Source organism: Streptomyces sp. TP-A0356 (assembly GCF_001417775.1).
Taxonomy (GTDB): Bacteria; Actinomycetota; Actinomycetes; order Streptomycetales; family Streptomycetaceae; genus Streptomyces.
The window spans coordinates 118,986-144,595 of record NZ_BBZJ01000017.1 but is presented as its reverse complement, the minus strand read 5'-3'; the positions used below and the strand labels follow the sequence as shown (position 1 = coordinate 144,595).

26 protein-coding genes are annotated in these 25,610 nt (G+C 69.7%); 19 read left to right on the top strand and 7 right to left on the bottom strand.

The features are described 5' to 3' along the window. Nucleotides 1-12: 12 nt before the first annotated feature. A complete protein-coding gene (gene tkt / locus ASC56_RS13755) occupies nucleotides 13-2,100 on the bottom strand; it encodes a transketolase (RefSeq protein WP_055491652.1) in 2,088 nt (695 codons plus the stop codon). 369 nt (nucleotides 2,101-2,469) lie between these two features. Between tkt and ASC56_RS13750 the strand changes: the two genes are divergently transcribed. The 3 genes from ASC56_RS13750 to ASC56_RS13740 all read left to right on the top strand — a co-directional run bounded on the left by ASC56_RS13750 (nucleotide 2,470) and on the right by ASC56_RS13740 (nucleotide 5,066). Then, nucleotides 2,470-3,423 (top strand): heme o synthase, encoded by a 954-nt coding sequence (locus tag ASC56_RS13750; protein ID WP_055491651.1) that lies wholly within the window; start codon nucleotides 2,470-2,472, stop codon nucleotides 3,421-3,423. A 109-nt stretch (nucleotides 3,424-3,532) separates the two neighbouring features. Then, nucleotides 3,533-3,889 (top strand): hypothetical protein, encoded by a 357-nt coding sequence (locus tag ASC56_RS13745; protein WP_055491650.1) that lies wholly within the window; start codon nucleotides 3,533-3,535, stop codon nucleotides 3,887-3,889. A 70-nt stretch (nucleotides 3,890-3,959) separates the two neighbouring features. Further along, nucleotides 3,960-5,066: an amidohydrolase family protein gene (locus ASC56_RS13740; protein WP_055491649.1), complete on the top strand. Its 1,107-nt coding sequence runs from the start codon at nucleotides 3,960-3,962 to the stop codon at nucleotides 5,064-5,066. Between the two features lie 43 nt (nucleotides 5,067-5,109). Here the strand turns inward: ASC56_RS13740 and ASC56_RS13735 are convergent, their stop codons facing one another. From ASC56_RS13735 to ASC56_RS13720, 4 genes are all read right to left on the bottom strand, one after another. After that, the gene (locus ASC56_RS13735) at nucleotides 5,110-6,117 is read right to left on the bottom strand and encodes a heme A synthase (RefSeq protein WP_055491648.1); all 1,008 of its coding nucleotides are present in this window, start codon (nucleotides 6,115-6,117) and stop codon (nucleotides 5,110-5,112) included. A 91-nt stretch (nucleotides 6,118-6,208) separates the two neighbouring features. Next, entirely contained in the window at nucleotides 6,209-6,925 is a 717-nt protein-coding gene (locus tag ASC56_RS13730; protein WP_234376961.1) for an ABC transporter permease, read from the bottom strand. Between the two features lie 91 nt (nucleotides 6,926-7,016). Then, nucleotides 7,017-7,940, bottom strand: a complete 924-nt coding sequence (locus tag ASC56_RS13725; protein WP_055491646.1) for an ABC transporter ATP-binding protein — start codon at nucleotides 7,938-7,940, stop codon at nucleotides 7,017-7,019. Between the two features lie 52 nt (nucleotides 7,941-7,992). Then, nucleotides 7,993-8,784, bottom strand: a complete 792-nt coding sequence (locus tag ASC56_RS13720) for an aminoglycoside N(3)-acetyltransferase (RefSeq protein ID WP_055491645.1) — start codon at nucleotides 8,782-8,784, stop codon at nucleotides 7,993-7,995. Nucleotides 8,785-8,944: 160 nt separating this feature from the next. On the opposite strand from ASC56_RS13720, the gene ASC56_RS13715 reads away from it, so the two are divergent. From ASC56_RS13715 to ASC56_RS13655, 13 genes are all read left to right on the top strand, one after another. Then, on the top strand, nucleotides 8,945-9,709 hold the full coding sequence (locus tag ASC56_RS13715; protein WP_055491644.1) for a metalloregulator ArsR/SmtB family transcription factor: 765 nt from the start codon (nucleotides 8,945-8,947) through the stop codon (nucleotides 9,707-9,709). Further along, nucleotides 9,706-11,127, top strand: coding sequence for a Fe-S cluster assembly protein SufB (gene sufB / locus ASC56_RS13710; protein WP_055491643.1), 1,422 nt, complete (start codon nucleotides 9,706-9,708; stop codon nucleotides 11,125-11,127). The genes ASC56_RS13715 and sufB overlap by 4 nt, the downstream gene beginning before the upstream one ends. An 86-nt stretch (nucleotides 11,128-11,213) precedes the next feature. Then, nucleotides 11,214-12,437 carry a Fe-S cluster assembly protein SufD gene (sufD, locus tag ASC56_RS13705; protein WP_199835983.1) on the top strand — a complete coding sequence of 408 codons (1,224 nt, stop codon included), beginning with the start codon at nucleotides 11,214-11,216 and terminating at the stop codon, nucleotides 12,435-12,437. Further along, nucleotides 12,434-12,754, top strand: a complete 321-nt coding sequence (locus ASC56_RS13700) for a bifunctional 3-phenylpropionate/cinnamic acid dioxygenase ferredoxin subunit (RefSeq protein ID WP_055491642.1) — start codon at nucleotides 12,434-12,436, stop codon at nucleotides 12,752-12,754. The genes sufD and ASC56_RS13700 overlap by 4 nt, the downstream gene beginning before the upstream one ends. A 7-nt stretch (nucleotides 12,755-12,761) precedes the next feature. Continuing rightward, the gene (gene sufC / locus ASC56_RS13695; protein ID WP_055491641.1) at nucleotides 12,762-13,526 is read left to right on the top strand and encodes a Fe-S cluster assembly ATPase SufC; all 765 of its coding nucleotides are present in this window, start codon (nucleotides 12,762-12,764) and stop codon (nucleotides 13,524-13,526) included. Further along, nucleotides 13,523-14,779 carry a cysteine desulfurase gene (locus ASC56_RS13690; RefSeq protein WP_055491640.1) on the top strand — a complete coding sequence of 419 codons (1,257 nt, stop codon included), beginning with the start codon at nucleotides 13,523-13,525 and terminating at the stop codon, nucleotides 14,777-14,779. The genes sufC and ASC56_RS13690 overlap by 4 nt, the downstream gene beginning before the upstream one ends. Nucleotides 14,780-14,789: 10 nt before the next feature. Next, a complete protein-coding gene (sufU, locus tag ASC56_RS13685; protein WP_055491639.1) occupies nucleotides 14,790-15,257 on the top strand; it encodes a Fe-S cluster assembly sulfur transfer protein SufU in 468 nt (155 codons plus the stop codon). Next, nucleotides 15,254-15,586, top strand: a complete 333-nt coding sequence (locus ASC56_RS13680) for a metal-sulfur cluster assembly factor (protein ID WP_055491638.1) — start codon at nucleotides 15,254-15,256, stop codon at nucleotides 15,584-15,586. Before sufU ends, ASC56_RS13680 begins: the two co-directional genes overlap by 4 nt. A 132-nt stretch (nucleotides 15,587-15,718) precedes the next feature. Further along, nucleotides 15,719-16,039, top strand: a complete 321-nt coding sequence (locus ASC56_RS13675; protein WP_055491637.1) for a multidrug efflux SMR transporter — start codon at nucleotides 15,719-15,721, stop codon at nucleotides 16,037-16,039. Then, nucleotides 16,039-16,608 carry a TetR/AcrR family transcriptional regulator gene (locus ASC56_RS13670; RefSeq protein WP_055491636.1) on the top strand — a complete coding sequence of 190 codons (570 nt, stop codon included), beginning with the start codon at nucleotides 16,039-16,041 and terminating at the stop codon, nucleotides 16,606-16,608. The genes ASC56_RS13675 and ASC56_RS13670 overlap by 1 nt, the downstream gene beginning before the upstream one ends. A 65-nt stretch (nucleotides 16,609-16,673) precedes the next feature. After that, on the top strand, nucleotides 16,674-17,663 hold the full coding sequence (gene dapD / locus ASC56_RS13665) for a 2,3,4,5-tetrahydropyridine-2,6-dicarboxylate N-succinyltransferase (protein ID WP_055491635.1): 990 nt from the start codon (nucleotides 16,674-16,676) through the stop codon (nucleotides 17,661-17,663). Nucleotides 17,664-17,879: 216 nt separating this feature from the next. Next, complete coding sequence (locus ASC56_RS13660) at nucleotides 17,880-18,860, top strand: threonine/serine dehydratase (RefSeq protein WP_055491634.1); 981 nt, start codon at nucleotides 17,880-17,882, stop codon at nucleotides 18,858-18,860. Between the two features lie 111 nt (nucleotides 18,861-18,971). Beyond that, nucleotides 18,972-19,823: a phosphotransferase enzyme family protein gene (locus tag ASC56_RS13655; protein WP_055491633.1), complete on the top strand. Its 852-nt coding sequence runs from the start codon at nucleotides 18,972-18,974 to the stop codon at nucleotides 19,821-19,823. Nucleotides 19,824-19,960: 137 nt separating this feature from the next. Here the strand turns inward: ASC56_RS13655 and ASC56_RS41875 are convergent, their stop codons facing one another. Further along, nucleotides 19,961-20,122 (bottom strand): hypothetical protein, encoded by a 162-nt coding sequence (locus ASC56_RS41875; protein WP_234376953.1) that lies wholly within the window; start codon nucleotides 20,120-20,122, stop codon nucleotides 19,961-19,963. Between the two features lie 390 nt (nucleotides 20,123-20,512). Between ASC56_RS41875 and ASC56_RS13645 the strand changes: the two genes are divergently transcribed. Together ASC56_RS13645 and ASC56_RS13640 are read left to right on the top strand one after the other, a co-directional pair. After that, entirely contained in the window at nucleotides 20,513-21,148 is a 636-nt protein-coding gene (locus ASC56_RS13645) for a helix-turn-helix domain-containing protein (RefSeq protein WP_055491632.1), read from the top strand. Between the two features lie 28 nt (nucleotides 21,149-21,176). Next, nucleotides 21,177-21,911 (top strand): SRPBCC domain-containing protein, encoded by a 735-nt coding sequence (locus tag ASC56_RS13640; RefSeq protein WP_055491631.1) that lies wholly within the window; start codon nucleotides 21,177-21,179, stop codon nucleotides 21,909-21,911. Nucleotides 21,912-21,994: 83 nt separating this feature from the next. On the opposite strand, the gene ASC56_RS13635 is transcribed toward ASC56_RS13640, so the two are convergent. Next, nucleotides 21,995-23,821 carry an endonuclease/exonuclease/phosphatase family protein gene (locus ASC56_RS13635; RefSeq protein ID WP_055491630.1) on the bottom strand — a complete coding sequence of 609 codons (1,827 nt, stop codon included), beginning with the start codon at nucleotides 23,819-23,821 and terminating at the stop codon, nucleotides 21,995-21,997. A 332-nt stretch (nucleotides 23,822-24,153) separates the two neighbouring features. Between ASC56_RS13635 and ASC56_RS13630 the strand changes: the two genes are divergently transcribed. Then, the gene (locus ASC56_RS13630) at nucleotides 24,154-25,590 is read left to right on the top strand and encodes a hypothetical protein (RefSeq protein WP_055491629.1); all 1,437 of its coding nucleotides are present in this window, start codon (nucleotides 24,154-24,156) and stop codon (nucleotides 25,588-25,590) included. Nucleotides 25,591-25,610 lie beyond the last annotated feature (20 nt).

The following is a 25,610-nucleotide window of genomic DNA, read 5'->3' as shown; positions in this document are numbered from 1 at the left end:
CGTATATCAGCGTCAGCGCTGGGCTGCGGCGATCGATTCCCGAGCGGCGGATGCGACGTTCTCGGCAGTGAAACCGAACTCGCGGAAGAGCACCTTTCCGTCGGCCGAAGCACCGAAGTGCTCCAAGGAAACGATGCGGCCCGCATCTCCGACGAACCTGTACCAGGTCAGGCCGATCCCGGCCTCCACAGCGACCCGCGCCGTCACCGACGGCGGCAGGACGCTGTCCCGGTACCCCTGCTCCTGCTCCTCGAACCACTCCACGGACGGCATCGACACCACGCGCGTCGGAATGCCCTCGGCCTGGAGCTGCTCACGCGCCTCGACGGCCACGTGCACCTCGGAACCGGTGGCGATCAGGATCACCTGCGGTTCGCCGCCCTCTGCCTCGAACATCACATAACCGCCGCGCACGGTGTCCTCGTTGGGCTCGTACGTGGGCACGCCCTGACGGGTCAGAGCGAGGCCGTGCGGGGCGCCCTTGCCGAACTCCTTGGTCCAGCGGCGGAAGATCTCGCGCCAGGCGATCGCGGTCTCGTTGGCGTCGGCCGGGCGGACGATGTTCAGGCCCGGGATCGCGCGCAGCGCCGCGAGGTGCTCGATGGGCTGGTGGGTCGGGCCGTCCTCACCGAGGCCGATGGAGTCGTGCGTCCACACGTACGTCACCGGCAGGTGCATCAGGGCCGACAGGCGCACGGCGTTGCGCATGTAGTCGGAGAACACGAGGAACGTGCCGCCGTAGACGCGGGTGTTGCCGTGCAGCGTGATGCCGTTCATCGCCGCGGCCATCGCGTGCTCGCGGATGCCGAAGTGGATCGTGCGGCCGTACGGGTTCGCCTCCGGCAGCGGGTTGTCCGCCGGAAGGAAGGAGCTGTTCTTGTCGATGGTCGTGTTGTTCGAACCGGCCAGGTCGGCGGATCCGCCCCACAGCTCGGGGATGACCGCGCCCAGCGCCTGCAGCACCTTGCCGGAGGCGGCACGGGTGGCGACACCCTTGCCCGCCTCGAAGACCGGCAGCTTCTCCTCCCAGCCGGTGGGCAGCTCGCCCTTGCTGATGCGGTCGAACTCGGCGGCGCGCTCCGGGTTGTTCGCGCGCCACTCCTGGAACGACTTCTCCCACTCGGCCTTGGCCGCACGGCCGCGCTCCAGCGCCTTGCGGGTGTGGCCGATGACCTCGTCGGAGACCTCGAAGCTCTTGTCCGGGTCGAAGCCGAGGACGCGCTTGGTGGCCGCGACCTCCTCGTCACCCAGCGCCGAGCCGTGCGCGGCCTCGGTGTTCTGCGCGTTCGGGGCGGGCCAGGCGATGATCGAGCGCATCGCGATGAAGGACGGCCGGTCCGTGACCTTCTTGGCCTCCTGGATCGCGTCGTAGATCCCGTGCGGGTCCAGATCGCCGTCCGGCTTCGGCGCCACGCGCTGCACGTGCCAGCCGTAGGCCTCGTAGCGCTTGACCGTGTCCTCGGAGACCGCGGTCTCCGTGTCGCCCTCGATCGAGATGTGGTTGTCGTCCCACAGCAGGATCAGATTGCCGAGCTTCTGGTGACCGGCCAGCGAGGACGCCTCGGCGGAGATGCCCTCCTGGAGGCAGCCGTCACCGGCGATGCAGTAGACGAAGTGGTCGAAGGGGGAGGCGCCCTGCGGGGCGTCCGGGTCGAACAGGCCGCGCTCGTAGCGGGAGGCCATGGCCATGCCCACGGCGTTGCCGACACCCTGGCCGAGCGGCCCGGTCGTCGTCTCCACACCCCGCGTGTGCCCGTACTCGGGGTGGCCGGGAGTCTTGGAACCCCAGGTGCGGAAGGCCTTCAGATCGTCCAGCTCCAGACCGAAACCGGCCAGGTAGAGCTGGGTGTAGAGGGTCAGGGACGTGTGGCCGGCGGACAGCACGAAGCGGTCACGGCCCACCCAGTCGGGGTCGGCCGGGTCGTGGCGCATCACCTTCTGGAAGAGGGTGTAGGCGGCCGGAGCCAGGCTCATCGCCGTACCCGGATGGCCGTTGCCGACCTTCTGTACGGCATCGGCGGCCAGGACGCGGGCGGTGTCGACGGCCCGCTGGTCCAACTCGGTCCACTCGAGGTCTGTGGTGGTCGGCTTGGTGCTCACCCTGGGTCAGGGCTCCTCTCCACATGTCGAATGCCGGTGCACTGGGCGCCCACCGGCCGTTGCTGAGCCTACCCCCGTAAGTACGTGCGTCTTTTCGAGTCATTCCAGACTGCCGGGAGTCCCCCCGATCCGCCTCCCGACCAGCCTGATCCGCATTCGGCAAATGAATACGGAGCCGCTCATCCGACTGCTCAATCGAGCGGTACCCGGCTCGTGCTCCCGGGCCCCTCCACCGCCCCGCGGTCGCCCGCCAACACGGTCCACCCCGGCGGAGGGCGGGCTGTGGGCAACGTCTAAAGTTGCGTGGGTACGCGCGAGCCTTTACCGGGAATTCACGGCCGGTGGTTCGCTGGGATGTCTCTGTCAGGGGTGTACGTGACGGCCGTCGAATCCCGTCCTCCGGGAGTGCTGGGGACGAGCAGCAGCCGGGGCCAGCGGCCGTTTGGGGCCCGTGTCAAGGGGTTCGTGGCGCTGACCAAGCCGCGGATCATCGAGCTGCTGCTGATCACCACCGTCCCGGTGATGTTCCTCGCCCAGCAGGGCGTACCCAGCCTGAGGCTGGTGCTGCTCACCTGCATCGGCGGCTACCTCTCCGCGGGCGGCGCGAATGCCCTGAACATGTACATCGACCGCGACATCGACGCGCTGATGGAGCGTACGTCGCAGCGTCCGCTGGTCACCGGCATGGTCAGTCCCGGCGAGTGCCTCGCCTTCGGCATCACGCTGGCGGTCGTCTCGACGCTGCTGTTCGGTTTCACCGTCAACTGGCTGTCCGCCTGGCTGTCGCTCGGAGCGCTCCTCTTCTACGTCGTCGTCTACACGATGATCCTCAAGCGGCGCACGTCGCAGAACATCGTCTGGGGTGGCATCGCCGGCTGCCTCCCGGTCCTCATCGGCTGGTCGTCGGTCACCAACTCGATGTCATGGGCGCCGATCATCCTCTTCCTTGTCATGTTCTTCTGGACGCCGCCGCACTACTGGCCGCTGTCCATGAAGGTCAAGGAGGACTACGCGCGCGTGGGCGTGCCGATGCTGCCGGTCATCGCCTCGAACAAGGTGGTCGCCCGGCAGATCGTGATCTACAGCTGGGTGATGGTCGTGGTCTCGCTCCTGCTCACCCCGCTCGGCTACACCGGCTGGTTCTACACGGCGGTCGCCCTGGCGGCGGGCGGCTGGTGGCTGTGGGAGGCGCATGCCCTGCAGAACCGGGCGAGGGCCGAGGCGTCCGGCGTGAAGCTGAAGGAGATGCGGCTGTTCCACTGGTCCATCACCTATGTGTCGCTGTTGTTCGTCGCGGTGGCCGTGGATCCGTTCCTGCGCTGAGGGACCCATCCACCGCCGAGGGACGCATCCAGGCAGCTCACCCACGACCGACGTACGTCACAGAGCCCTGCTCTCGCCAGTGGATCTACCCGTGAGTAGCATCCTGGCCATGGCAGACACCAAGCAGGTTGACGAGGGCACCGACGCCAAGCAGACCGCCAGGGCCGAGCGCAGGGCCGCCCGGCTCGCCAAGGAGATCAACGCCTTCGCCAAGGCGCACGGCGGGGCCGAGGCGCACGTGGCGTACATCGGCGAGGGGGGCGCCCGGATCGTGCTCGTGGGCGAGGACGGCCACTGGGGCGACCTCGTCGCACCCACGTACGCGATCGCCGGGAAGGCCGTACAGAAGGCGGGGATCACCGTCCACGAGGCCTTCGACGGCGAGTTCGCGGGCAAGGTGAAGACCGGCCCGTACGAGTGGACGCGCATGGCGGGGATCCAGCTGGGCGGCAAGCGCACCGTCTGAGAGCAACACCTCACGCCCGGTTCACCCGTTAGGACCTGAAGGAGGCACGGTCCAGTCGCGGGGAGTCCGGATGATCGAAACGCCGTCCCTGGTGGACCAGTACTGCCACGGTGTGCTCCGCACCGAGCTGGGCCTCGGCACCTTCGAGGCCCATCTGGCCCGCACCGAGGGCCCGCCCGCGGCCGGCACCACCCTCTTCGACACCCAGACGGGGTTCGCCGTACGCCGCTGGTGTCCGCCGCTGCTCGGCCTGGAGCCGCACTGCCCACCCGCCCGCTACCTCGCCAGGCGCCGCGAACTCGGCGTCCTGGAGGTGGGGCGCAGGCTGCTGCGGGGCAGCGGCATCACCACGTACCTGGTCGACACCGGGCTGCCCGGCGACCTCACCGGGCCTGCCGAGATGGCCTCGGCCGGAGCCGCGGAGGCGCACGAGATCGTCCGCCTGGAGCTGCTCGCCGAACAGGTGGCCGACACCTCCGGCACGGTCGAGGCGTTCCTCGCGAACCTGGCCGAGTCCATCCACGGGGCGGCGGCGCACGCGGTGGCGTTCACCTCGGTGGCGGGCGTACGGCACGGCCTGGCGCTCGCGCCGGAGCCGCCGGGGCCGGGGGAGGTACGGGGCGCGGCCGGGCGCTGGCTGGCGGGCCGCCGGGTGGGAGGCGCACTCTCGGACCCGGTCCTGCTGCGCCATCTGCTGTGGAGCGCGGTGGCCTCAGGCCGTCCCCTCCAGCTCCACTCGGGCCTCGGCGAACCGGGCCTGCGCATCGACCGCACCGACCCGGTCCTGCTCACCGACTTCGTGCGCGCCACGGCAGGACTCGGCACGGACCTCGTCCTGCTGCACGGCTACCCGTACCACCGGCACGCGGCGCATCTGGCCGGGGTGTTCCCGCATGTGTACGCGGACCTGGGCGCGGCGCTCGTGCGCACGGGTGCCCGGGCCGCCGACGTCCTGGCCGAGCTCCTGGAACTGGCCCCCTTCGGCAAGCTCCTCTTCTCCAGCGGCGCACACGGCCTGCCCGAGCTCCATGTGATCGGCGCCCGTCTGTTCCGCCAGGCGCTCTCCCGGCTGCTGGGCACCTGGGTCGCCGAGGGCGCCTGGTCGCTGGCGGACGCGCAGCGGGTGGCAGGGCTGATCGCCGCGGGGAACGCACGGCGGGTGTACGGGCTGGGGTGAGCCGTACGGCTTCGGTGAGCCGTACGGCTCAGGAGGGCGGGCGTCACGCCGTGGTGAGGGCCGACTCCGCCGCGGGACCTGGAAGGTCCGCCGTCACCTCGGGGCGTTCGCGCAGCGACAGCAGCACCCGCAGCACCCCGATCCACACCAGGCAGGAGCCGAACATGTGGAGGCCGACCAGGACCTCGGGAAGGTGCGTGAAGTACTGGACGTAACCGATGACGCCCTGGCCCAGGAGGATCAGGAACAGGTCCCGGGTGCGGTGCAGCGGGCCGCTGGGCGAATCGACCGCCTTCAGGACGAACCACAGCGCGAACGCCAGTGTCACCACGATCCAGGCGAGCACGGCGTGCAGCTTGGCGACGGACTCCCAGTCGATCGGAATGCGCTTGACGTCCCTGGAGTCGCCCGCGTGCGGGCCCGCGCCGGTGACCACCGTGCCGACGGCGATCAGCAGCAGCGAGGCGACGACCAGGACCCACACCAACTGCTGCACGGCCCTGCCGGCCAGCGGACGCGGCGCCGCGTCGCCCTCCCGGGTGCGCTGCCACATGAGCGCGGCCACCGTGATGAGCGCGGTGGAGAGCAGGAAGTGGGCGGCGACGGTGTACGGGTTGAGGCCGACCAGGACCACGATGCCGCCGAGGATCGCGTTGCTCATGACGATCCAGAACTGCGCCCAGCCGAGCCGGGTCAGGCCGCGCCGCCACGGCTTCTGCGAGCGGGCTGCGATGATCGCCCAGCCGACGGCCGCGCACAGCACGTACGTCAGCATGCGGTTGCCGAACTCGATGGCACCATGCACGCCCATGGCGCTGGTCGTGGTCAGCGAGTCGTCCGTGCACTGGGGCCAGGTCGGGCAGCCGAGCCCGGAGCCGGTCAGGCGCACGGCACCGCCGGTGACGACGATGGCCACCGACATGACGAGCGCGGCGAGCGCCGCCCGCCGGACCGTCCGGGGTTGCGGGGTCCAGCGTGCGGCGATGAAGGCGAGCGGGTTGCGCACGGCCGCTACGGCATCGGCGCGGGTCACGTTTGGCACGCCCCTCATGGTAGATGGCCGCTTGTGCACGGTTTCACGAGGGGTCGGCGCGACGGACGGACCTCACACCGGGACGTCACCTGGACCGCACGCCCGCCCGTCACTCCCAGCGGAAGAACCTCCCGGCCGCGGCCAGCCCCACGACGGCCCATGCCCCCAGGATCCCCAGGTCGCCCCAGGGCATCCCGGCACCGTGCTGCAGGACGCCGCGCAGCCCGTCCGAGAGCGCGGAGATCGGGAGCAGCCCGAGCGCGTCCTGGGCTCCCGGGGGGAACTTGTCCAGCGGGACGATCACGCCGCCGCCGACGAGCAGCAGCAGGAAGACAAGGTTGGCGGCGGCCAGGGTCGCCTCGGCCTTCAGCGTGCCCGCCATCAGCAGACCGAGCCCGGAGAAGGCCGCCGTGCCCAGGACCAGCAGGAGCAGCACGACGAACGGGTTGCCGTGCGGGGACCAGCCCAGCGCGAAGGCGATCACCGTCAGCAGGATCACCTGGAGGATCTCGGTGACCAGGACGGATGCCGTCTTGGCGGTCATCAGTCCCCAGCGGGGCAGCGGCGAGGAGGCGAGCCGCTTCAGCACCCCGTACCGGCGCTCGAAGCCGGTCGCGATGGCCTGTCCGGTGAAAGCGGTCGACATCACGGCGAGCGCGAGAACGCCGGGGGTGAGGAAGTCGACGGCCCTGCCGGATCCGGTGTCCACGATGTCGACGGAGCTGAAGAGGACCAGCAGCAGTGTCGGGATGACGACCGTCAGCAGCAGCTGCTCGCCGTTGCGCAGCAGCATCTTCGTCTCCAGCGCGGCCTGCGCCGCGATCATGCGCGGGAGGGGCGCGGCGCCGGGCTTCGGCGTGTAGGTACCGGCAGTGGTCACGGACGCAGCTCCTTGCCCGTGGGCTCCGGGGCCAGAATCATGAGCGCAACTCCTTGCCGGTCAGCTCCAGGAACACGTCTTCGAGGGTGTGGCGTTCGACCGAGATCCTGTCCGGCATCACGCCGTGCTGGGCGCACCAGGAGGTGACCGTCGCCAGCAGCTGGGGGTCGACCTTGCCGACGACGCGGTACGCGCCCGGCGTCAGCTCCGCCGCCGTGCAGTCCGCCGGGAGCGCCTTCAGCAGGGAGCCCACGTCCAGGCCGGGGCGGCCGGTGAAGCGCAGTGTGTTCTCCGCGCCGCCGCGGCAGAGCTCCTCGGGGGAGCCCTGGGCGATGACCCGGCCCGCGTCGATGATCGCGACGTCGTCGGCGAGCTGCTCGGCCTCGTCCATGTAGTGCGTCGTCAGGATCACGGACACGCCGTCGGTGCGCAGATCGCGCACGAGGTCCCAGGTGGCCCGGCGTGCCTGGGGGTCGAGACCGGCGGTCGGCTCGTCCAGGAAGACCAGGTCCGGGCGGCCGACGACGGCCATGGCGAGGGCGAGCCGCTGCTGCTGCCCGCCCGACAGGCGCCGGTAGGCCGTGCGTCCGCAGCTGCCGAGCCCCAGCCGTTCGATGAGCGCGTCGACGTCCAGCGGGTGGGCGTGCAGCTTGGCGACATGGCGGAGCATCTCGTCCGCGCGGGCCCCCGAGTAGACGCCGCCGGACTGGAGCATGACACCGATGCGGGGACGCAGCGCGGTGGCCTCGCGGACCGGGTCGAGGCCCAGGACGCGCACCGTGCCGGAGTCCGGTTTCCGGTACCCCTCACAGGTCTCGATCGTGGTCGTCTTGCCCGCTCCGTTGGGACCGAGTACGGCGGTGACACCCGCCCGGGCCACCAGGTCGAGGCCGTCCACCGCGGTCTTCGGGCCGTAGCGCTTCCTCAGGGCCCGGACCTGGACGACCGGCTCGCTTCGCATGGCTCCAGAGTCTAGGTAGGCCGCGCGGGCGGCGGACGCGCGGGTCCGAGATCTACTCCTCGCCCGGCCGGTGCAGCGCCAGCCACCGCTCCGCGTACGCCACCGCGTCCGCGACGGGGAACAGGCGTACGACGGCCGTGCCCACCCTGCCCCGTACGACCGGACGGTCCCGCTCGAAGTCATGGCCCAGCTCGTCGAACCGTTCCGAGGAGATCGCCACCTCGCTCACCACCTCCCAGCCGGCCGGACCCGGCCGCCCCACCGCGACGAGGGGTGCGGGGATCCGGTACTCGGCCAGGTGGAAGCTCGTGCACGTCTCGTAGCCCGCGCCCAGCAGCAGGACGCGGGCGCCCAGCTTCTCCAGCCGGGCCAGGGGACTGCGCTCGCCCAGCCGGCAGTCGGTCGCATGACCCTCGATGATCTCCGCTGCCCGTGCCCCGACCGCGGCGAACGAGGTCTGCGGGTGCGCGCTGCGCAGCGCACCCGGCCATCCGCGCACGGTCTCCGGGACCACTCCGACCCCGCGGGTGGGGGTCACCAGCGGGTCGTACGCGGGCATGGTGGCCCGGATCGTCTCCCACCACTCCTCGGGCACCGGCGGGTTTCCCCACTCGGCGGGGTCCGTCAGATCGCCGGACTGGGTGGGGACCACCAGCGTCCCGTCCGGACCGAGGGCGTCGAGGAGGCCCTGGACGACGGCGAGGGCCCCTCCGCACACCCAGCCGAGGGAGCTCAGGGAGGAGTGCACGAGGAGCGTCTCGCCGGGCTCGACCCCGAGCGCGCCCAACTGCGAGGCGATGGTGGCCCGAGTGACAAGAGGGCCGGTCGGAGGCGGTGTCGACATGATCGGGCAGTCTCCCGGAAGGCCCCGGCGGACGCCACTCCTCCGGCCGATCGGAGATCGTTTCCGCAGGTCATTTTAGGTATACCTAAGTGATGTACGGCACCGTCGGGCGTCGGGGCGACGCTTGTCAGGCTCCGAGGAATTACGCAACAATGGCGTTGTGAAAAACGTCGGCGAGGCTCGGGAGACCCCTACGGGGGCCCCGCAGGAGGAGCTCGCGACCGGGGAGCGCTCGACGCGCAACCGGGTCGCGCGGTCCATCCTGGACCACGGCCCGTCGACCGTCGCCGAGCTCGCCGGACGGCTGGGACTCACCCAGGCGGCCGTACGACGGCATCTGGATGCGCTGGTCGCCGACGATGTCGTGGAGGCCCGGGAGCAGCGTGTGTACGGGGCGCGTACGCGCGGTCGCCCGGCCAAGGTCTTCGCGCTCACCGACTGCGGCCGCGACGCCTTCGACCAGTCGTACGACCAGCTCGCCGCGGACGCGCTGCGCTTCATCCGCGAGCGGTTCGGCGGGGACGAGGCCGTCGTCGCCTTCGCCCGCGCGAGGATCGCCGCACAGGCGACCGCCTACCGCGCGGCGATCGAGGCCGCCGACCCCGCACAGCGCACCGAAGCGCTGGCCAGGGCCCTGAGCGTGGACGGGTACGCTGCAACGGCGCGCAGCGCACCGGTCGGCGAGCAGCTCTGCCAGCACCACTGCCCGGTCGCCCATGTCGCGGAGCAGTTCCCGCAGCTGTGCGAGGCCGAGACGGAGATCTTCTCCCAGCTCCTCGGAACGCATGTCCAGCGACTGGCGACGATCGCGCACGGCGACGGCGTCTGCACGACGTTCATCCCCAAAGCGCCACCCAAAGCTTCAGAGATTTCCGAGACCACTCACAACGCATCTGCCAGCACGGCCGGGAGGAACCCCGCATGACTCTCCCCACGGAGACTGCTCACCCCGAACTCGAGGGCCTGGGCAAGTACGAATACGGCTGGGCCGACTCCGACGAGGCCGGTGCCGCGGCGAAGCGCGGTCTGAACGAGGACGTCGTCCGCGACATCTCGGGCAAGAAGTCCGAGCCGGAGTGGATGACCAAGCTGCGCCTCAAGGGTCTCAAGCTCTTCGAGAAGAAGCCCATGCCGAACTGGGGCTCGGACCTGTCGGGCATCGACTTCGACAACATCAAGTACTTCGTGCGCTCCACGGAGAAGCAGGCGGAGTCCTGGGAGGACCTGCCCGAGGACATCAAGAACACCTACGACAAGCTCGGCATCCCCGAGGCTGAGAAGCAGCGCCTCGTCGCCGGTGTCGCCGCCCAGTACGAGTCGGAGGTCGTCTACCACCAGATCCGCGAGGACCTGGAGGAGCAGGGTGTCATCTTCCTGGACACCGACACCGCGCTGAAGGAGCACCCGGAGCTCTTCAAGGAGTACTTCGGCACCGTCATCCCGCCCGGTGACAACAAGTTCGCCTCGCTGAACACCGCCGTGTGGTCGGGTGGCTCCTTCATCTACGTCCCGCCGGGCGTTCAGGTGGAGATCCCGCTCCAGGCCTACTTCCGTATCAACACGGAGAACATGGGCCAGTTCGAGCGGACCCTGATCATCGTCGACGAGGGTGCCTACGTGCACTACGTCGAGGGTTGTACGGCCCCGATCTACAAGTCGGACTCGCTGCACTCCGCGGTCGTCGAGATCATCGTGAAGAAGAACGCCCGCTGCCGTTACACGACCATCCAGAACTGGTCGAACAACGTCTACAACCTGGTCACCAAGCGCGCCGTGGCCTACGAGGGCGCGACCATGGAGTGGATCGACGGCAACATCGGCTCCAAGGTGACGATGAAGTACCCGGCCGTCTACCTCATGGGCGAGCACGCCAGGGGCGAGACCCTCTCCATCGCCTTCGCGGGCGAGGGCCAGCACCAGGACGCGGGCGCCAAGATGGTCCACATGGCGCCGAACACCTCGTCCAACATCGTCTCCAAGTCGGTGGCGCGCGGTGGCGGCCGTACCTCCTACCGTGGTCTGATCGAGATCGGCGAGGGCGCTCCGGGTGCCAAGTCGAACGTGCTCTGCGACGCCCTGCTCGTCGACACGATCTCGCGGTCCGACACGTACCCGTACGTCGACGTCCGCGAGGACGACGTCTCCATGGGACATGAGGCCACCGTCTCCAAGGTCTCCGAGGACCAGCTCTTCTACCTGATGAGCCGTGGTCTGAGTGAGTTCGAGGCGATGGCGATGATCGTGCGCGGCTTCGTCGAGCCGATCGCCAAGGAGCTGCCCATGGAGTACGCGCTGGAGCTCAACCGGCTGATCGAGCTGCAGATGGAAGGCGCGGTCGGCTGACCGACCCCCTCCGAGCAGCGACGGCCCGCCCGTACGGGGCGGGCCGAGGATCACAACTGACGTAGGAAGAGAGCACAACGACAGCCATGGCTGAGGCCCAGAACTCCCCCAAGCCCTCGACTTCGCTCGGCCAGGGGGCGCCCCCACCGCTGGGCAGCACCACCGCCGGCTCGATCGCGGTCGCCGCCGAGTCGACCGTCGCCACGCGCATGAGCGCGCCGCCGTCCTTCGACGTGGCGGACTTCCCGGTTCCGCACGGCCGTGAGGAGGAGTGGCGGTTCACGCCGCTGGAGCGGCTGCGCGGGCTGCACGACGGCACCGCCGTGGCCAACGGCGAGGGCGTGAAGGTCACCGTCGAGGCCCCCGAGGGCGTCACCGTCGAGGCCGTCGGCCGCGACGACGCCCGGCTCGGCAAGGCGGGCACCCCGGTGGACCGCGTCGCCGCCCAGGCGTACTCCGCCTTCCAGCAGGCCTCGGTCGTCACCGTGCCGAAGGAGACCGTCCTCACCGAGCCGATCCGCATCGCGGTGCAGGGCCAGGGCGGGGTCGTCTACGGCCACCAGGTCATCGAGCTCGGCGCCTTCGCCGAGGCCGTCGTCGTCATCGACCACACGGGCGACGCGGTGATCGCCGCCAACGTCGACTACCTGCTGGGCGACGGTGCCAAGCTGACCGTCGTCTCCGTCCAGGACTGGGACGACAAGGCGGTGCACGTGGCCCAGCACAACGCGCTGGTCGGCCGTGACGCCTCCTTCAGGTCGATCGTCGTGACCTTCGGCGGCGACGTGGTCCGTCTTCACCCGCGCGTGACGTACGCGGGCACCGGCGGCGAGGCCGAGCTGTACGGCCTGTACTTCACCGACAAGGGCCAGCACCAGGAACACCGGCTCTTCGTCGACCACAACACCCCGCACTGCAAGTCGAACGTCGCCTACAAGGGCGCGCTCCAGGGCGACGACGCGCACGCCGTGTGGATCGGTGACGTGCTCATCGAGGCCAAGGCCGAGGGCACGGACACCTACGAGATGAACCGCAACCTCGTCCTCACGGACGGCGCGCGCGTCGACTCGGTCCCCAACCTGGAGATCGAGACCGGCGAGATCGTCGGCGCCGGCCACGCGTCCGCCACCGGTCGCTTCGACGACGAGCAGCTCTTCTACCTGATGGCCCGCGGCATCCCGGAGCACGAGGCCCGCCGTCTGGTGGTCCGCGGCTTCTTCGCCGAGCTGGTCCAGCAGATCGGCGTCCAGGACATCGAGGAGCGCCTGATCGCCAAGATCGAGGAAGAGCTGGAGGCGTCGGTCGCATGACCACCTTCGTACGCGTCTGCGGGCTGAGCGAGCTGGAAGAGGGCGCCCCGAAGCGGGTGGAACTCGACGGCACGCCCATCTCGGTCGTGAAGACCGAGGGCGAGGTCTTCGCGATCTACGACATCTGCTCCCACGCGAACGTCTCGCTGTCCGAGGGCGAGGTGGAGGACTGCCAGATCGAGTGCTGGCTGCACGGCTCCAGCTTCGACCTGCGCACCGGTAAGCCGTCCGGCCCACCCGCGACGCGCCCCGTCCCCGTATATCCCGTAAAGATCGAAGGGGACGACGTTCTCGTCTCCCTCACCCAGGAGTCCTGAGGCACCCATGGCAACGCTTGAAATCCAAGACCTGCACGTCACCGTCGAGGCCGACAACGCCACGAAGGAGATCCTCAAGGGCGTCGACCTCACCGTGAAGCAGGGCGAGACGCACGCCATCATGGGCCCCAACGGCTCGGGCAAGTCGACCCTCGCCTACTCGCTCGCGGGCCACCCGAAGTACACGATCACCAGCGGCACCGTGCTGCTCGACGGCGAGGACGTCCTGGAGATGTCCGTCGACGAGCGTGCCCGCGCGGGCCTGTTCCTGGCGATGCAGTACCCGGTCGAGGTCCCCGGCGTCTCGGTCTCCAACTTCCTGCGCACCTCCGCCACCGCGATCCGCGGCGAGGCCCCCAAGCTGCGCACCTGGGTGAAGGAGGTCAAGGAGACCATGGAGCGTCTCCACATGGACCCGTCCTTCGCCGAGCGCAATGTCAACGAGGGCTTCTCCGGCGGTGAGAAGAAGCGCCACGAGATCCTCCAGCTGGAGCTGCTCAAGCCGAAGATCGCGATCCTCGACGAGACCGACTCGGGTCTGGACGTCGACGCGCTGCGCATCGTCTCCGAGGGCGTCAACCGCGTCCGCGAGACCGGCGAGGTCGGCACCATGCTCATCACGCACTACACGCGCATCCTGCGCTACATCAAGCCCGACTACGTCCACGTGTTCGCCAACGGCCGCATCGCCGAGTCCGGCGGCCCCGAGCTCGCGGACAAGCTGGAGAACGAGGGCTACGAGGCATACGTGAAGGGTGGCGCATCCGCGTGACACAGCTGCCGGGCCTCCTCGACACCGAGGCGATCCGCAAGGACTTCCCCGTCCTGGACAGACTGGTCCACGACGGCAAGAAGCTCGTGTACCTGGACAACGCAGCGACCTCGCAGAAGCCGCGCCAGGTGCTGGACGTCCTCAGCGAGTACTACGAGCGCTACAACGCCAACGTCCACCGCGGTGTGCATGTGCTCGCCGAGGAGGCCACGGCGCTGTACGAGGGCGCGCGCGACAAGGTCGCCGCGTTCATCAACGCGCCGAGCCGCGACGAGGTGATCTTCACCAAGAACGCCTCCGAGTCCCTCAACCTCGTGGCGAACATGCTCGGCTGGGCCGACGAGCCCTACCGGGTGGACCACGACACCGAGATCGTCATCACGGAGATGGAGCACCACTCCAACATCGTCCCCTGGCAGCTGCTCGCGCAGCGCACGGGCGCGAAGCTGAAGTGGTTCGGCCTCACCGACGACGGCCGGCTCGACCTGTCGAACATCGACGAGATCATCACGGAGAAGACGAAGATCGTCTCCTTCGTGCTGGTGTCCAACATCCTGGGCACGGTCAACCCGGTCGAGGCGATAGTGCGCCGCGCCCAGGAGGTCGGCGCCCTGGTCTGCGTCGACGCCTCACAGGCCGCGCCGCACATGCCGCTGGACGTCCAGGCTCTGGGGGCCGACTTCGTGGCCTTCACCGGCCACAAGATGTGCGGTCCGACCGGCATCGGCGTGCTCTGGGGCCGCCAGGAGCTGCTGGAGGACCTGCCTCCGTTCCTGGGCGGCGGCGAGATGATCGAGACGGTGTCGATGCACTCGTCGACATACGCCCCGGCGCCGCACAAGTTCGAGGCGGGTACGCCGCCGATCGCGCAGGCCGTGGGCCTGGGCGCGGCGATCGACTACCTGACCTCGATCGGCATGGACAAGATCCTCGCCCATGAGCACGCGCTCACCGAGTACGCGGTGAAGCGGCTGAGCGAGGTCCCCGACCTGAGGATCATCGGCCCGACCACGGCCGAGGACCGGGGCGCGGCGATCTCCTTCACGCTCGGTGACATCCACCCGCACGACGTGGGGCAGGTTCTCGACGAGCAGGGCATCGCGGTCCGGGTGGGCCACCACTGCGCCCGCCCCGTCTGCCTGCGGTACGGAATTCCTGCGACCACGCGAGCGTCGTTCTATCTGTACTCCACGCCGGCCGAGATCGACGCACTGGTCGAGGGGCTGGAGCACGTACGGAACTTCTTCGGCTGAAGGGCTGGTCGTGAAGCTTGATTCGATGTACCAGGAAGTCATCCTGGACCACTACAAGAACCCCCACGGGCGTGGTCTGAGGGATGGCGACGCCGAGGTGCACCATGTCAATCCGACCTGCGGCGACGAGATCACGCTGCGTGTGAAGTACGACGGCACGACGATCAAGGACGTCTCGTACGAAGGCCAGGGCTGCTCCATCAGCCAGGCCTCGGCCTCCGTACTGAACGAGCTCCTCGTCGGCAGGGAACTGGCCGAGGCGCAGAAGATCCAGGAGACCTTCCTGGAGCTGATGCAGTCCAGGGGCCGGATCGAGCCCGACGACGCGATGGAGGACATCCTGGAGGACGCGGTCGCGTTCGCGGGTGTGTCCAAGTACCCGGCGCGGGTGAAATGCGCCCTCCTGAGCTGGATGGCGTGGAAGGACGCGACGGCTCAGGCGCTGGGCGGAGCCGACGCCGAAAGGAAGACGGCATGAGCGACACCGTGGAGATGAAGCCGGCCTCGGAGGAGGAACTCCGTGAGGCCCTGATGGACGTCGTCGACCCCGAGCTGGGCATCGACGTCGTCAACCTCGGCCTGATCTACGGCATTCACATCGACGAGGCCAACATCGCCACCGTCGACATGACCCTGACCTCCGCGGCCTGCCCGCTGACGGACGTCATCGAGGACCAGGCCAAGTCCGCCACGGACGGCCTCGTGAGCGAGTTGCGGATCAACTGGGTCTGGATGCCGCCGTGGGGTCCCGACAAGATCACGGACGATGGCCGCGAGCAGCTTCGGGCGCTCGGCTTCAACGTCTGAGGTCCACTGGCTCGAGGAGACGGCGACGCCCGACGGGCGTCGCCGTCTCCCGTGCTCGGGCCAGCCCCGGCCGAGCCGCATGGCGACCCGGTGTGCGTACGGGCGTACGCATCGATGCGTACACTCGTACACATGGAATACGCCTTCCTCGCCGGGGCCATCGGGGCCGAGGTCGTCGCCACGACCGCCATGAAGTACAGCGACGGTTTCAGCAGGCCCTGGCCGTCGCTGGTGACCGTCATCGGTTACGTCGTCTCCTTCGTGCTGCTAGCCCGGGCTCTGAAGAGCATGTCGATCGGTACGGCCTATGCGATCTGGTCAGGAGTCGGCACCGCGACGGTCGCCGCGATCGGGCTGGTGCTCTTCGGTGAGGGGCTGGGCCTCGCGAAGATCGCCGGGATCGCGCTGATCGTCGGCGGGGTGGTGGTTCTGAACCTGGGAGGTGCGCACTGATGGCCCGGCGCTACGACCCCGAGCGACGGCAGCGGATCATCGACGCGGCGATCCGCGTCGTGGCGGACAAGGGCATCGCGGGACTGAGCCACCGCTCGGTCGCCGCCGAGGCCGATGTGCCGCTCGGTTCCACGACGTACCACTTCAAGACCCTCGACGAGCTCATGGTCGCCGCGCTGCGGCAGGCGAACGAGGGCTTCGCCAAGGCGCTCACCGCGAGCGGCCTGCTGGAGGACGCGGAGGGCGACCTCGCCGCGGACCTCGCCCGGGTCATGGGGGAGTGGCTGGGCGGCGACCGGGCCGGCGTCGAGCTGGAGTACGAGCTCTACCTCGCGGCCCTGCGCCGCCCCGCCCTGCGCCCGGTCGCCGCCGAGTGGACCGAGGAGACCGCCGAGCGGCTGGCCCGCCGCACCGACCCGGTCACCGCGCGGGCCCTCCTCGCGCTGATGGACGGGATCTGTCTGCAGGTGCTGCTGACGGGGGCGGCGTACGACGAGCAGTACGCGCGGGAGGTACTGGGCCGGGTGATTCCCCGATCCGCGGCCGGGGTGGCCCTGACCGGGGGCTGACCGGTACCTGAGACGCCCCCGGCACCGGTTCGCCCACGCGACCCTCGCCACGTTAGGTTTCCCCTATGAGCGACACGACTGCCCCCCGTACCACCGGTGCCGTGGCCGCCGGCCTTGCCACCATCGCCGCCGACGGCACCGTTCTCGACACCTGGTTCCCCGCGCCCGAGCTGTCCGCCGAGCCCGGCCCGTCCGGCACCGAGCGGCTGTCGGCCGAGCGTGCCATGGAACTGCTCGGCGAAGGCGCCGCGAAGGCGATCGGCCGGGACGCCCGCCGGGGCGTCGAGGTGGTCGCGGTCCGCACGGTCATCGCCTCGCTGGACGAGAAGCCGATCGACGCTCACGACGTCTATCTGCGCCTGCACCTCCTCTCGCACCGCCTGGTCAAGCCGCACGGCCAGAGCCTGGAGGGCATGTTCGGCTTCCTCGCCAACGTCGCCTGGACCTCCCTGGGGCCGGTCGCCGTCGACGACATCGAGAAGGTGCGCCTGAACGCCCGCGCCGAGGGCCTGCACCTCCAGGTGACCTCCATCGACAAGTTCCCGCGCATGACCGACTACGTCGTGCCGAAGGGCGTCCGCATCGCCGATGCCGACCGGGTCCGTCTGGGTGCCCACCTCGCCGAGGGCACCACGGTCATGCACGAGGGCTTCGTGAACTTCAACGCCGGCACGCTCGGCACCTCCATGGTCGAGGGCCGCATCTCCGCGGGCGTCGTGGTCGGCGACGGTTCGGACATCGGCGGCGGTGCCTCCACGATGGGCACGCTCTCCGGCGGCGGCAACGTGATCATCTCCATCGGCGAGCGCTGCCTGGTCGGCGCCGAGGCGGGCGTCGGCATCGCCCTCGGCGACGAGTGCGTCGTCGAGGCCGGTCTGTACGTCACCGCCGGCACCCGGGTCACCATGCCCGACGGCCAGATCGTCAAGGCCCGTGAACTCTCCGGCGCCTCCAACATCCTCTTCCGCCGCAACTCGGTCACCGGCGCGGTCGAGGCCCGCCCGAACAACGCGGTCTGGGGCGGTCTGAACGAGATCCTGCACAGCCACAACTGACGCCCCCGGCCGACGAGCGCCCCGACACCTCACCTGGCGGGGCGCTCGCTCATGCGGTCACGGCGTCCGCGAACCGCGCCAGGGCCGCGAAGTCCTCCTGCCGCAGTCCGAACGGTGTCCTGGCCGAGCGCCAGGAAGACGCAGCCTGATCATGCGGCAACCGGCTTACCACTCAATTGCTCATGGAATGGCGCCGACGGTCCTACGCTGCTGTGTATGCAGCAAACGCGCCTCGACATTGCTCGGATCAGGGCGGCTCGCCGGGTAATCGACCCGATCTTTCTCGACACTCCGCTGTACCCCTGCGAGGCGCTGGAGCCCGACCTCGGGTGCACGGTGAGCATCAAACTCGAGACGGCGAACCCGGTCCGCAGCTTCAAGGCCCGCGGCACCGAGGTAGTCATGAGCCTGCTCGCCGACAACGGCCCGCGAGCCCTGGTGTGCGCCAGCGCGGGCAACCTCGGCCAAGCCCTCGCCTGGTCCGGTCGGGGCCGGGGACTCGACGTCACCGTCGTGGCATCCCGCTTCGCGACGGTGGCCAAGCTTGATCGCATCCGCGCGCTGGGCGCCAGGCTGGAACTGGTGGACGGCGACCACGAGATGGCTCGCGAGCGGGCGGCGGCCATCGCGCAGTACGACGGCATCCGGCTAGTCGAAGACAGTCTGGACATCGAGACCTGCGAGGGCGCGGCGACCATCGGCCTGGAACTGGTGGACACCGCACCGTCGTTCGACGCGGTCCTGATCGCTCTCGGCGGCGGGGCGCTGGCCACCGGCGTGGGGCACGTGGTGAAGGCCATGGCGCCGGGGGCCGAGGTGATCTGCATCCAGCCGCTGGGCGCACCGGCGATGACACACTCGTGGCGCAGGCGGCGCGTCGTCACCACCGACTCGGCCGACACCATCGCCGACGGCGTCGCCGGCCGGTGTCCCATCCCGGCCGTCCTGGACGACCTCCTCCTGGTCGCCGACGACGCAGTCCTGGTCCGGGAGGCGTCGATCATCGTCGGTATGCGGATGCTCCTTGACCACGCCGGCCTCGTCGTTGAACCGTCGGCCGCGCTCGGCATCGCGGCGATCCTCGAAGACCGCGACCGCTTCGCCGGCCGACACGTGGTCACCATCGTGTGCGGCAGCAACGTTGACGTAGACGCCTATCACCGCTGGGTCGGTGCGGCTTCCGTCCACAGGTCTTGACAATTACTCCGTCGCCGCCACCGCAGCTCTCTATCGGCAACTTGGTATGGTGCGCAGGTTGTACCGCTTGGAGAGTTGCGGCAGCGCTCAAGGGAGAGGGGCCAGGCGACGATGCAGGTGTCAGAGGTCGGGCGGGCGGTTGCCGCGGCCATGTCGACCGCCTCATCACTTGGCCTGCCAGTCGACGACGTGATCGTTCTTCATGACTCGAACAAGCTCACTCTGCGTCTGCTGCCTTGTGACGTCCTGGCCCGGGTGGCACCTGTAGCGCATCAAGTCGCACAGTTCGAAGTCGAGCTTGCTCAGCGGCTCGCCGAATCCGGGTGCCCTGTGGCTGCTCTCGAACCTCGAGTGGAGCCACGCGTCTACGAGCGTGACGGCTTCGTGGTCACGCTATGGACCTACTACGAACCCGTGACACCTCGAGAGGTCACACCAGCCGACTACGCCAATGCGCTCGAGCGGCTGCATGCCGGCATGCGCAAGCTCCATGTCCCGACGCCGCATTTCACGGCTCGAGTCGAGCAGGCTCAACAACTTGTGGCGAACCGCGACCGCACTTCGGCGCTCGCCGACGCGGACCGGGAGCTGCTCGGCGACACGTTACGAAGCCTCAGACGAGCGATCTGCGGGCGCCGCGGCACTGAGCAGCTGCTGCACGGCGAACCGCACCCGGGCAACGTGCTCAGCACGAAGAACGGGCTGCTGTTCATAGACCTTGAGACGTGTTGCCGTGGGCCCGTCGAATTCGACCTCGCCCATGCGCCCGAAGAGGTCAGCGAGCACTATCCGGGTGTCGATCAAGACTTGCTGCGCGAGTGCCGGATCCTCGTGCTGGCGGTGATCACAGCGTGGCGTTGGGATCGAGGCGACCAACTCCCGAACGGGCGCCGGCTGGGCACAGAGTGGCTCAGCCAGATCCGAGCAGCACTCGATCGCAACGGCCTGGATACCTATGGCTGATCGCGGACCTTCGAGGTCACTTGACGCTGGTTGCTTCCGCAGTGGAGAGCATGACCGCATTCATCAAGGCGTGTGGCAACGACGTGTCTCACCGGCCTCGGCGGGTGAGACCACCGTCTGAATTCGTCCGAGGTGATTCAGCGCACCGTTGAATCGGCCAAACGGAGGTTGGAGCGAGCGGCCTTGAGCCGCTCGTCGAGGGTGCGGTTGTCGGCCGTCATCTGGCGGACCCTCTGCTTGAGTGTGGCGTTCTCGGTGGTGATCCGTTGGATGGCTTCCTCGGTCCATTCGGCCTGCAAGTCACGGATTTCCGAGGAGTTCGCCGATGCGGGTGCGCTGGGCGAGGATCTCGGCGTGGGCTGCCTTGAGGGCGTCCTCGGCGTTGAGCGTGGGGTGCCCGACGGCCTGGGGTGCCCGCCCGCCTGGGGGTGCCCGGACTCGTCGCCGAAGTGGCCCTCCTTCAGGCCCGGCGCGACCGGTTCCAGGGCCGGTTGGCGCGGCTGGAGGAGCGCGGACCGCAGCGTAGGCGGCCCCGGTGACGCCCGCACCGGCCCGGGGGTGAGCCCGGCCTCCTCGGCGGGTGCTCGCCTCCTCCTCGTCCCTCTCTTCCTGACCGGTGCCCGGCACGCCTCCTTGCCGAAAACTCAGTTCTCCTGGACAAGTATCCTTTTCGGTGAGAAGGTGGGGCCATGTTGGACGTCACCGTGATCGAGGACCCCGAGGCCGCAGCCGTGTCGCTGGACCCCGTGCGGGCCCGGCTGCTCGCCGAGCTCGCCGGCGGCCCCGCGTCGGCCGCCATGCTGGCCGGCAAGGTCGGGCTGCCCCGGCAGAAGGTGAACTACCACCTCAAGACCCTGGAGCGGCACGGGCTGGTCGAGCTGGCCGGCGAGCGCCGCAAGGGCAACGTCACCGAGCGGCTGATGCGGGCCACGGCCGCGTCGTACGTCATCAGCCCACTGGCGCTCGCCTCCGTGCAGCCCGACCCGGACCGCTTCCGCGACCAGCTCTCCGCGCGCTGGCTGCTCGCCCTCGGCGCCCGGCTGGTGCGGGACGTCGGTTCACTGCTCACCGGTGCGGCGAAAGCCCGCAAACGACTCGCGACGTACGCGCTCGACGGTGAGGTCCGCTTCGCCTCGGCCGCCGACCGCGCGGCGTTCATCCAGGAGCTGACGGCGGGCGTCGGCGCCCTCATCCGCAAGTACGACGCCCCGGACGCCGAGGGCGGCCGCGACCACCGGATCGTCGTCGCCGTTCATCCCACCGTGCGGCCGGGGGCCGCGGAATCCGGGTCGGCCGCCGCACCCGCCCCCGAACTCACCGACTGACACGCCTACTTGACGCGCAGGAGCCATCATGTCCAAGGAATTCGAGATCGCCCGAGAGTTCGAGGTCGACGCCACCCCGGAGCAGGTATGGGACGCCATCACGACCGGCACCGGTGGCTGGCTGTGGCCGATGGAAGCCCCCGAGCCGCGAGAGGGCGGCAGGGGCCCCTTCGGGTCCACGATCACCGCCTGGGACCCGCCGCACCGCTACACCAACCGCGTCGCGGACGTCGAGGGCATCGGCCAGCAGACCCTCAACCAGCTCGACCACACCATCGAGCCGCGCGAAGGCGGCCGGCATGCCTGGGTGCGGTACGTGCACAGCGGCATCTTCGTCGACGACTGGGACAACCAGTACGACGGCGCCGACAAGCACACCGACTTCTACCTCCACACCCTGCGCGAGTACCTGACCCGCTTCGCGCCCCGACCGGTCGCCTTCGCGACCCTGAACGGTCCCGAGGCGTCCACGGCGGCCGACGCCTTCACCGTCGTGGGGCGGGCGCTCGGGCTCGCGGACGACACCGCCGAGGGCGCCCGCGTCCAGGCCCGCGGCCCTGAGGGCCGGATCGTCGACGCCGTGGTCGACTACCGCAACCCGTACTTCATCGGACTGCGCACCGGGGACGCCCTCATCCGCTTCTTCGGCCGCAACCATTGGGGCGCTCCGGTGGGGATCAGCGTGCACGACTTCGCGCCCGGCGCCGACGCGAAGGCGAACGAGGTCGCCTGGCAGGGCTGGCTGACCGAGGTGTTCGCCTGACCCCGCCCACACGGGACGAGCTCGGCCCCCGGACGAAGGGGCCGGGCTCGTCGGCATGGGACGCCGTGCGCCGGATGCCGGGATTACGGCCGGAACCGCAGCACCTGCGGGTCGTGGTCGCTGATCTGGTCGTGGAACTCCGAGTTGATGTGCACGCTGTCGTAGTCGAGGCCGCAGCCGCGGCGGATGGACGGGCTGACCAGGATCTGGTCGAGGACCTGGCTGTTGCCCTGGTAGTCGTACGTGTAGCGCTCACTCTTCGGCAGCGACTTGATCGCCGACCACAGCTCGCCGTCGCCCTCCAGGATCTTCGTGGTGTCGGAGAACTGGAAGTCGTTCATGTCGCCGAGCGCGACGACCTCGGCGTTCTTCTGCGTGTCCAGGATGTCCTTGACGAAGGCGTGCACCTCGGTGGCCTGAAGGTGGCGCTGGATCTCCGAGCTGCGCGTCGGCGGCTGGTACTGCGCGTGCAGCGACTGGTCGCCCCCCTTCGAGTTCAGGTGGTTGGCGATCACGAAGACCGTCCTGCCGTGGAAGACGAACTCGCCGGCGAGCGGCTTGCGGCTGCTCTTCCACGCGTCGCTCGCCGGGTCGACACGGCCGGGGGAGACCGTCAGCTGCGCCTTGCCGTGCACCTTGGTGACACCGACCGCGGTCGTGGAGTCGCCGCCCGGGCGGTCGGTGAAGGAGACCCGCTCGGGGTTGAAGAGGAAGACCTGGCGGATGTTGCCGCCCGGCTGGCCGCCGTCCTGGTCGTTGACCGGGTTGATCGAGCGCCAGTCGTACTTCGGGCCGCCCGCCGCGACGATCGCGTCGATCAGCTTGTTCACCGTCTGACTGGCGTCGACCGTGCCGTCGTCCGTGGCGCCGTTGTTGTCCTGGATCTCCTCCAGGGACACGATGTCGGGCGACTGCAGGTTGTTCACGATCGCGGAGGCATGGGCCGCGAAGGTGGTGTCGGACGGGTCCAGGTTCTGCACGTTGTACGTCGCCACGGCCAGCTCGCCACGCGCCTGCTTGCGGGTGGTCTCCCGCTGCAGACCGCCGCTCTCGAGAGTGCCGAGCTTGCTCGCCACGAGGGTGTAGCCGCCGAACTGGGTGTAGTCCAGCGGGCCGGTGGTCGTTCCGGTGAGCGTGTCGCCGACGTTCGCGGCCGGGAAGTCCCCGGCCGGGCCGAGCGACTGGATCTGCAGCCGACCGGTGTTCTGGGAAGCGTACGAGCCGTAGACCGTGCCACCGCGGCGGTTGGCGTGCTCATGCGGCTTCAGCGTGACCCACAGCTCGCTGTACGGGTCGGTGGCGGTGACCACACGGGCATCGGCGACCTGGACGTTCATGCCCTCCAGCGACTCGTAGTAGTCGAGGGCGTACTTCGCGGGTTCGAGGGTCAGGCCGTTGATCGAGCCGTTCGCCGCCGTGTCGCCCGCCGGGGCGTACGCGGCCGGTACGGACGCCGCGTCGATGACGACGGGCGCCGGGACGGCGTTGCCGCTCGAGAGCACCGTCACCGTCGGCTTGGTGATCTCCGTGACCGACTGGTTGCCGGAGGTGGTTCCGCCGGGGACGTACTCCGAGACCGTGCCCGTCACCGTGACCGAGTCGCCGACGGCGACCTTCGGAGTGGAGCTCGTGAAGACGAAGACGCCCTCACTGGTGGCCGGGTTGTCGTCCGGGGTCGGGTCCTGCATCCAGAACCCTCTCGACGAGCCGTACGTCCGCACGCCCGTGACGATTCCGGCCACGTCCGAGACCTTCTGGCCCGCGAGCGGGGATGTGCGGGTGGTGCCCTGGATGTCGTGGATGCGCACGGTGTCCGCGTGCGCCGGCGTGGTGATCACCACTCCGGACACGGTGGTGCAGACGGCGGCGACGGTGAGCGCGGCGAGGCGCGCGGAAGACTTGCTCGGCAACGGAATCCCTCCGGGGACATACGTGGGCGCCGGGACGAGGGTGGAGCGTGGGACCGTGGAGCCGCGACCGGCGGGGCGGTGGCGACGCGCGTAGAAGGCGGTGGACCTCGGTGACCGTCCTTGGACTTCGGTGGACGTCGGTGAACAGGTGTCCGCCGACTTCTACGCGCGTCAATCTCCTGTGTTCTCAGGCCAGTTGTCAAGGTTTCGGCCATGTACACCTCCTGGCGAGGAGATGAACCGGGCGGCATGGGTGGAAATCCGTCTAGGCTGAGCGTGTGTTTCGGGGCGCCCCCCTCGGTCACTACGTACGTCCCAAGGAGACCCAGCCGATGTCAGACAGCTCCCCCTTGCCGCCGGTTCGGCTGCCCTCCGAAGCGGAGCTCGCGCGGGACGCGCTCGCCACACCGTTGCTCTCCCGCGCCGCCCGGCTCGCCCGCTGGGCCGGCCCCGGCACCCGTGTGGGCGCCGGGGGCGAGCTGGTCGAGGAGCAACTGCCCGCCGCGGCGGAGGCCCTCGGACTGACCGGCGAGGACGCCGCCGCCAGCGTCGGCGAGGCCTGGCGGGTCGCCGTCGACGTCGGCCTCGTCGAGGTCGTCGACGAGGAGGAGGGCACGGTCACCACGGGTGCCGACCTCGCGCTGCTCACCTCCGGCAGCCCCCACGACGTGCTCGACGTGTGGCGCGCGGCGCTGGAGGCCGTGCTCGCCGACGCGAGCGTGCCCGACCTCGACGACCTCGTCGACGCCGTGAGCGCTGCGGACGAGGACGGCGGGATCGACTTCTCCTCCCTCGACTGGGACCCGGAGGTGGAGGCCGAGTTCCTCGACGGGGTGCTCGGCAACCTCTATCTGCTGACGGTCAGTGAGGAAGGGCCCGGTGGCAACCCGGTGCCGCTGCCCGCGCTCGCCGCGTCCATGATCGTGCCCGACGGCATGGGCGAACCCACCAACGACGTTCTGGAAGAGGTGTCGGACGCCATGATGCGGCTCGACGACCAGTTCCGGATCCTCGAACCCATCGGGCTCGTCGACTTCCAGCCGGTCGACGAGGCGTTGCTGGCCGACACCGACGAGGAGCCCGCGGCGTCCGTCGACGAGACGGATGTCAGCCGGTACGGGATGGTGCGGCTGACCCCCCTCGGCCTCTACGGAATGCGTACGAGGCTGATGGAGGCCGGGATGACCGTGCCCGCGGTGGGGGAACTCGCGGACAAGGGCGCGGACGCGCTGCTCGACGGAACGTCCGCGTTCGGGCCGGCGGCGGCGCAGGCCGAGACGGAGCAGTGGCTGGCCCGTCGTGAACCGCTCACCGCGGCACGGGAGTTGCTCGCAGCGGCGGGCGGCTCGGACGCCGGGGCGCCGCTGCGCCGGCTGCGCTGTCAGCAGGCGCTGTCCCTGGTCGGGGCGGAGGCGGAGCCGGCGCTGCGGGAGGTCCTCGACGACGCGGAACTGGGCGGCCTGGCGCGGGTCTGGCTCACCGAGCGGGGGGCGGCGGAGGTGCCCGCGCCGCCGGAGTCGATGGTCTTCTGGCTGACCATCGACACGGTGGCCGCGCAACTGGCTGCCGAGGGCAACTCGGCGGAGCTGCAGGGCCTGGTGGAGGGCCTGGCGGCACAGCACAGCGGCTTCTTCGCGACGGCATGGCGCGTGGACCACCCGGCCACTGCGGAGGTCCTGGAGGCGATGGGTCGTCTGCACCCGGACAAGAAGGTGGCGAAGGAAGCCCGGAAGGCGGCGTTCAAGGCCCGTTCCCAGCAAGGGGGTTGACGGCGACCGGGGCGGCGACC

Bases quoted from the DNA above. Each gene is read 5' to 3' on its own strand.
- ASC56_RS13720 (WP_055491645.1), bottom strand. From the start codon at position 8,784: ATGTCGACACCGCCTCCGACCGGCCCTCTTGTCACTCGGGCCACCATC.
- sufD (WP_199835983.1), top strand. From the start codon at position 11,214: ATGGCTGAGGCCCAGAACTCCCCCAAGCCCTCGACTTCGCTCGGCCAG.
- ASC56_RS13655 (WP_055491633.1), top strand. From the start codon at position 18,972: ATGCAGGTGTCAGAGGTCGGGCGGGCGGTTGCCGCGGCCATGTCGACC.
- ASC56_RS13730 (WP_234376961.1), bottom strand. From the start codon at position 6,925: ATGATCGCGGCGCAGGCCGCGCTGGAGACGAAGATGCTGCTGCGCAAC.
- ASC56_RS13660 (WP_055491634.1), top strand. From the start codon at position 17,880: ATGCAGCAAACGCGCCTCGACATTGCTCGGATCAGGGCGGCTCGCCGG.
- ASC56_RS13675 (WP_055491637.1), top strand. From the start codon at position 15,719: ATGGAATACGCCTTCCTCGCCGGGGCCATCGGGGCCGAGGTCGTCGCC.
- dapD (WP_055491635.1), top strand. From the start codon at position 16,674: ATGAGCGACACGACTGCCCCCCGTACCACCGGTGCCGTGGCCGCCGGC.
- ASC56_RS13640 (WP_055491631.1), top strand. From the start codon at position 21,177: ATGTCCAAGGAATTCGAGATCGCCCGAGAGTTCGAGGTCGACGCCACC.
- ASC56_RS13700 (WP_055491642.1), top strand. From the start codon at position 12,434: ATGACCACCTTCGTACGCGTCTGCGGGCTGAGCGAGCTGGAAGAGGGC.
- ASC56_RS13670 (WP_055491636.1), top strand. From the start codon at position 16,039: ATGGCCCGGCGCTACGACCCCGAGCGACGGCAGCGGATCATCGACGCG.
- ASC56_RS13645 (WP_055491632.1), top strand. From the start codon at position 20,513: ATGTTGGACGTCACCGTGATCGAGGACCCCGAGGCCGCAGCCGTGTCG.
- sufC (WP_055491641.1), top strand. From the start codon at position 12,762: ATGGCAACGCTTGAAATCCAAGACCTGCACGTCACCGTCGAGGCCGAC.
- sufB (WP_055491643.1), top strand. From the start codon at position 9,706: ATGACTCTCCCCACGGAGACTGCTCACCCCGAACTCGAGGGCCTGGGC.
- ASC56_RS13630 (WP_055491629.1), top strand. From the start codon at position 24,154: ATGTCAGACAGCTCCCCCTTGCCGCCGGTTCGGCTGCCCTCCGAAGCG.
- ASC56_RS13740 (WP_055491649.1), top strand. From the start codon at position 3,960: ATGATCGAAACGCCGTCCCTGGTGGACCAGTACTGCCACGGTGTGCTC.
- ASC56_RS13745 (WP_055491650.1), top strand. From the start codon at position 3,533: ATGGCAGACACCAAGCAGGTTGACGAGGGCACCGACGCCAAGCAGACC.
- ASC56_RS13680 (WP_055491638.1), top strand. From the start codon at position 15,254: ATGAGCGACACCGTGGAGATGAAGCCGGCCTCGGAGGAGGAACTCCGT.
- ASC56_RS13725 (WP_055491646.1), bottom strand. From the start codon at position 7,940: ATGCGAAGCGAGCCGGTCGTCCAGGTCCGGGCCCTGAGGAAGCGCTAC.
- ASC56_RS13735 (WP_055491648.1), bottom strand. From the start codon at position 6,117: ATGAGGGGCGTGCCAAACGTGACCCGCGCCGATGCCGTAGCGGCCGTG.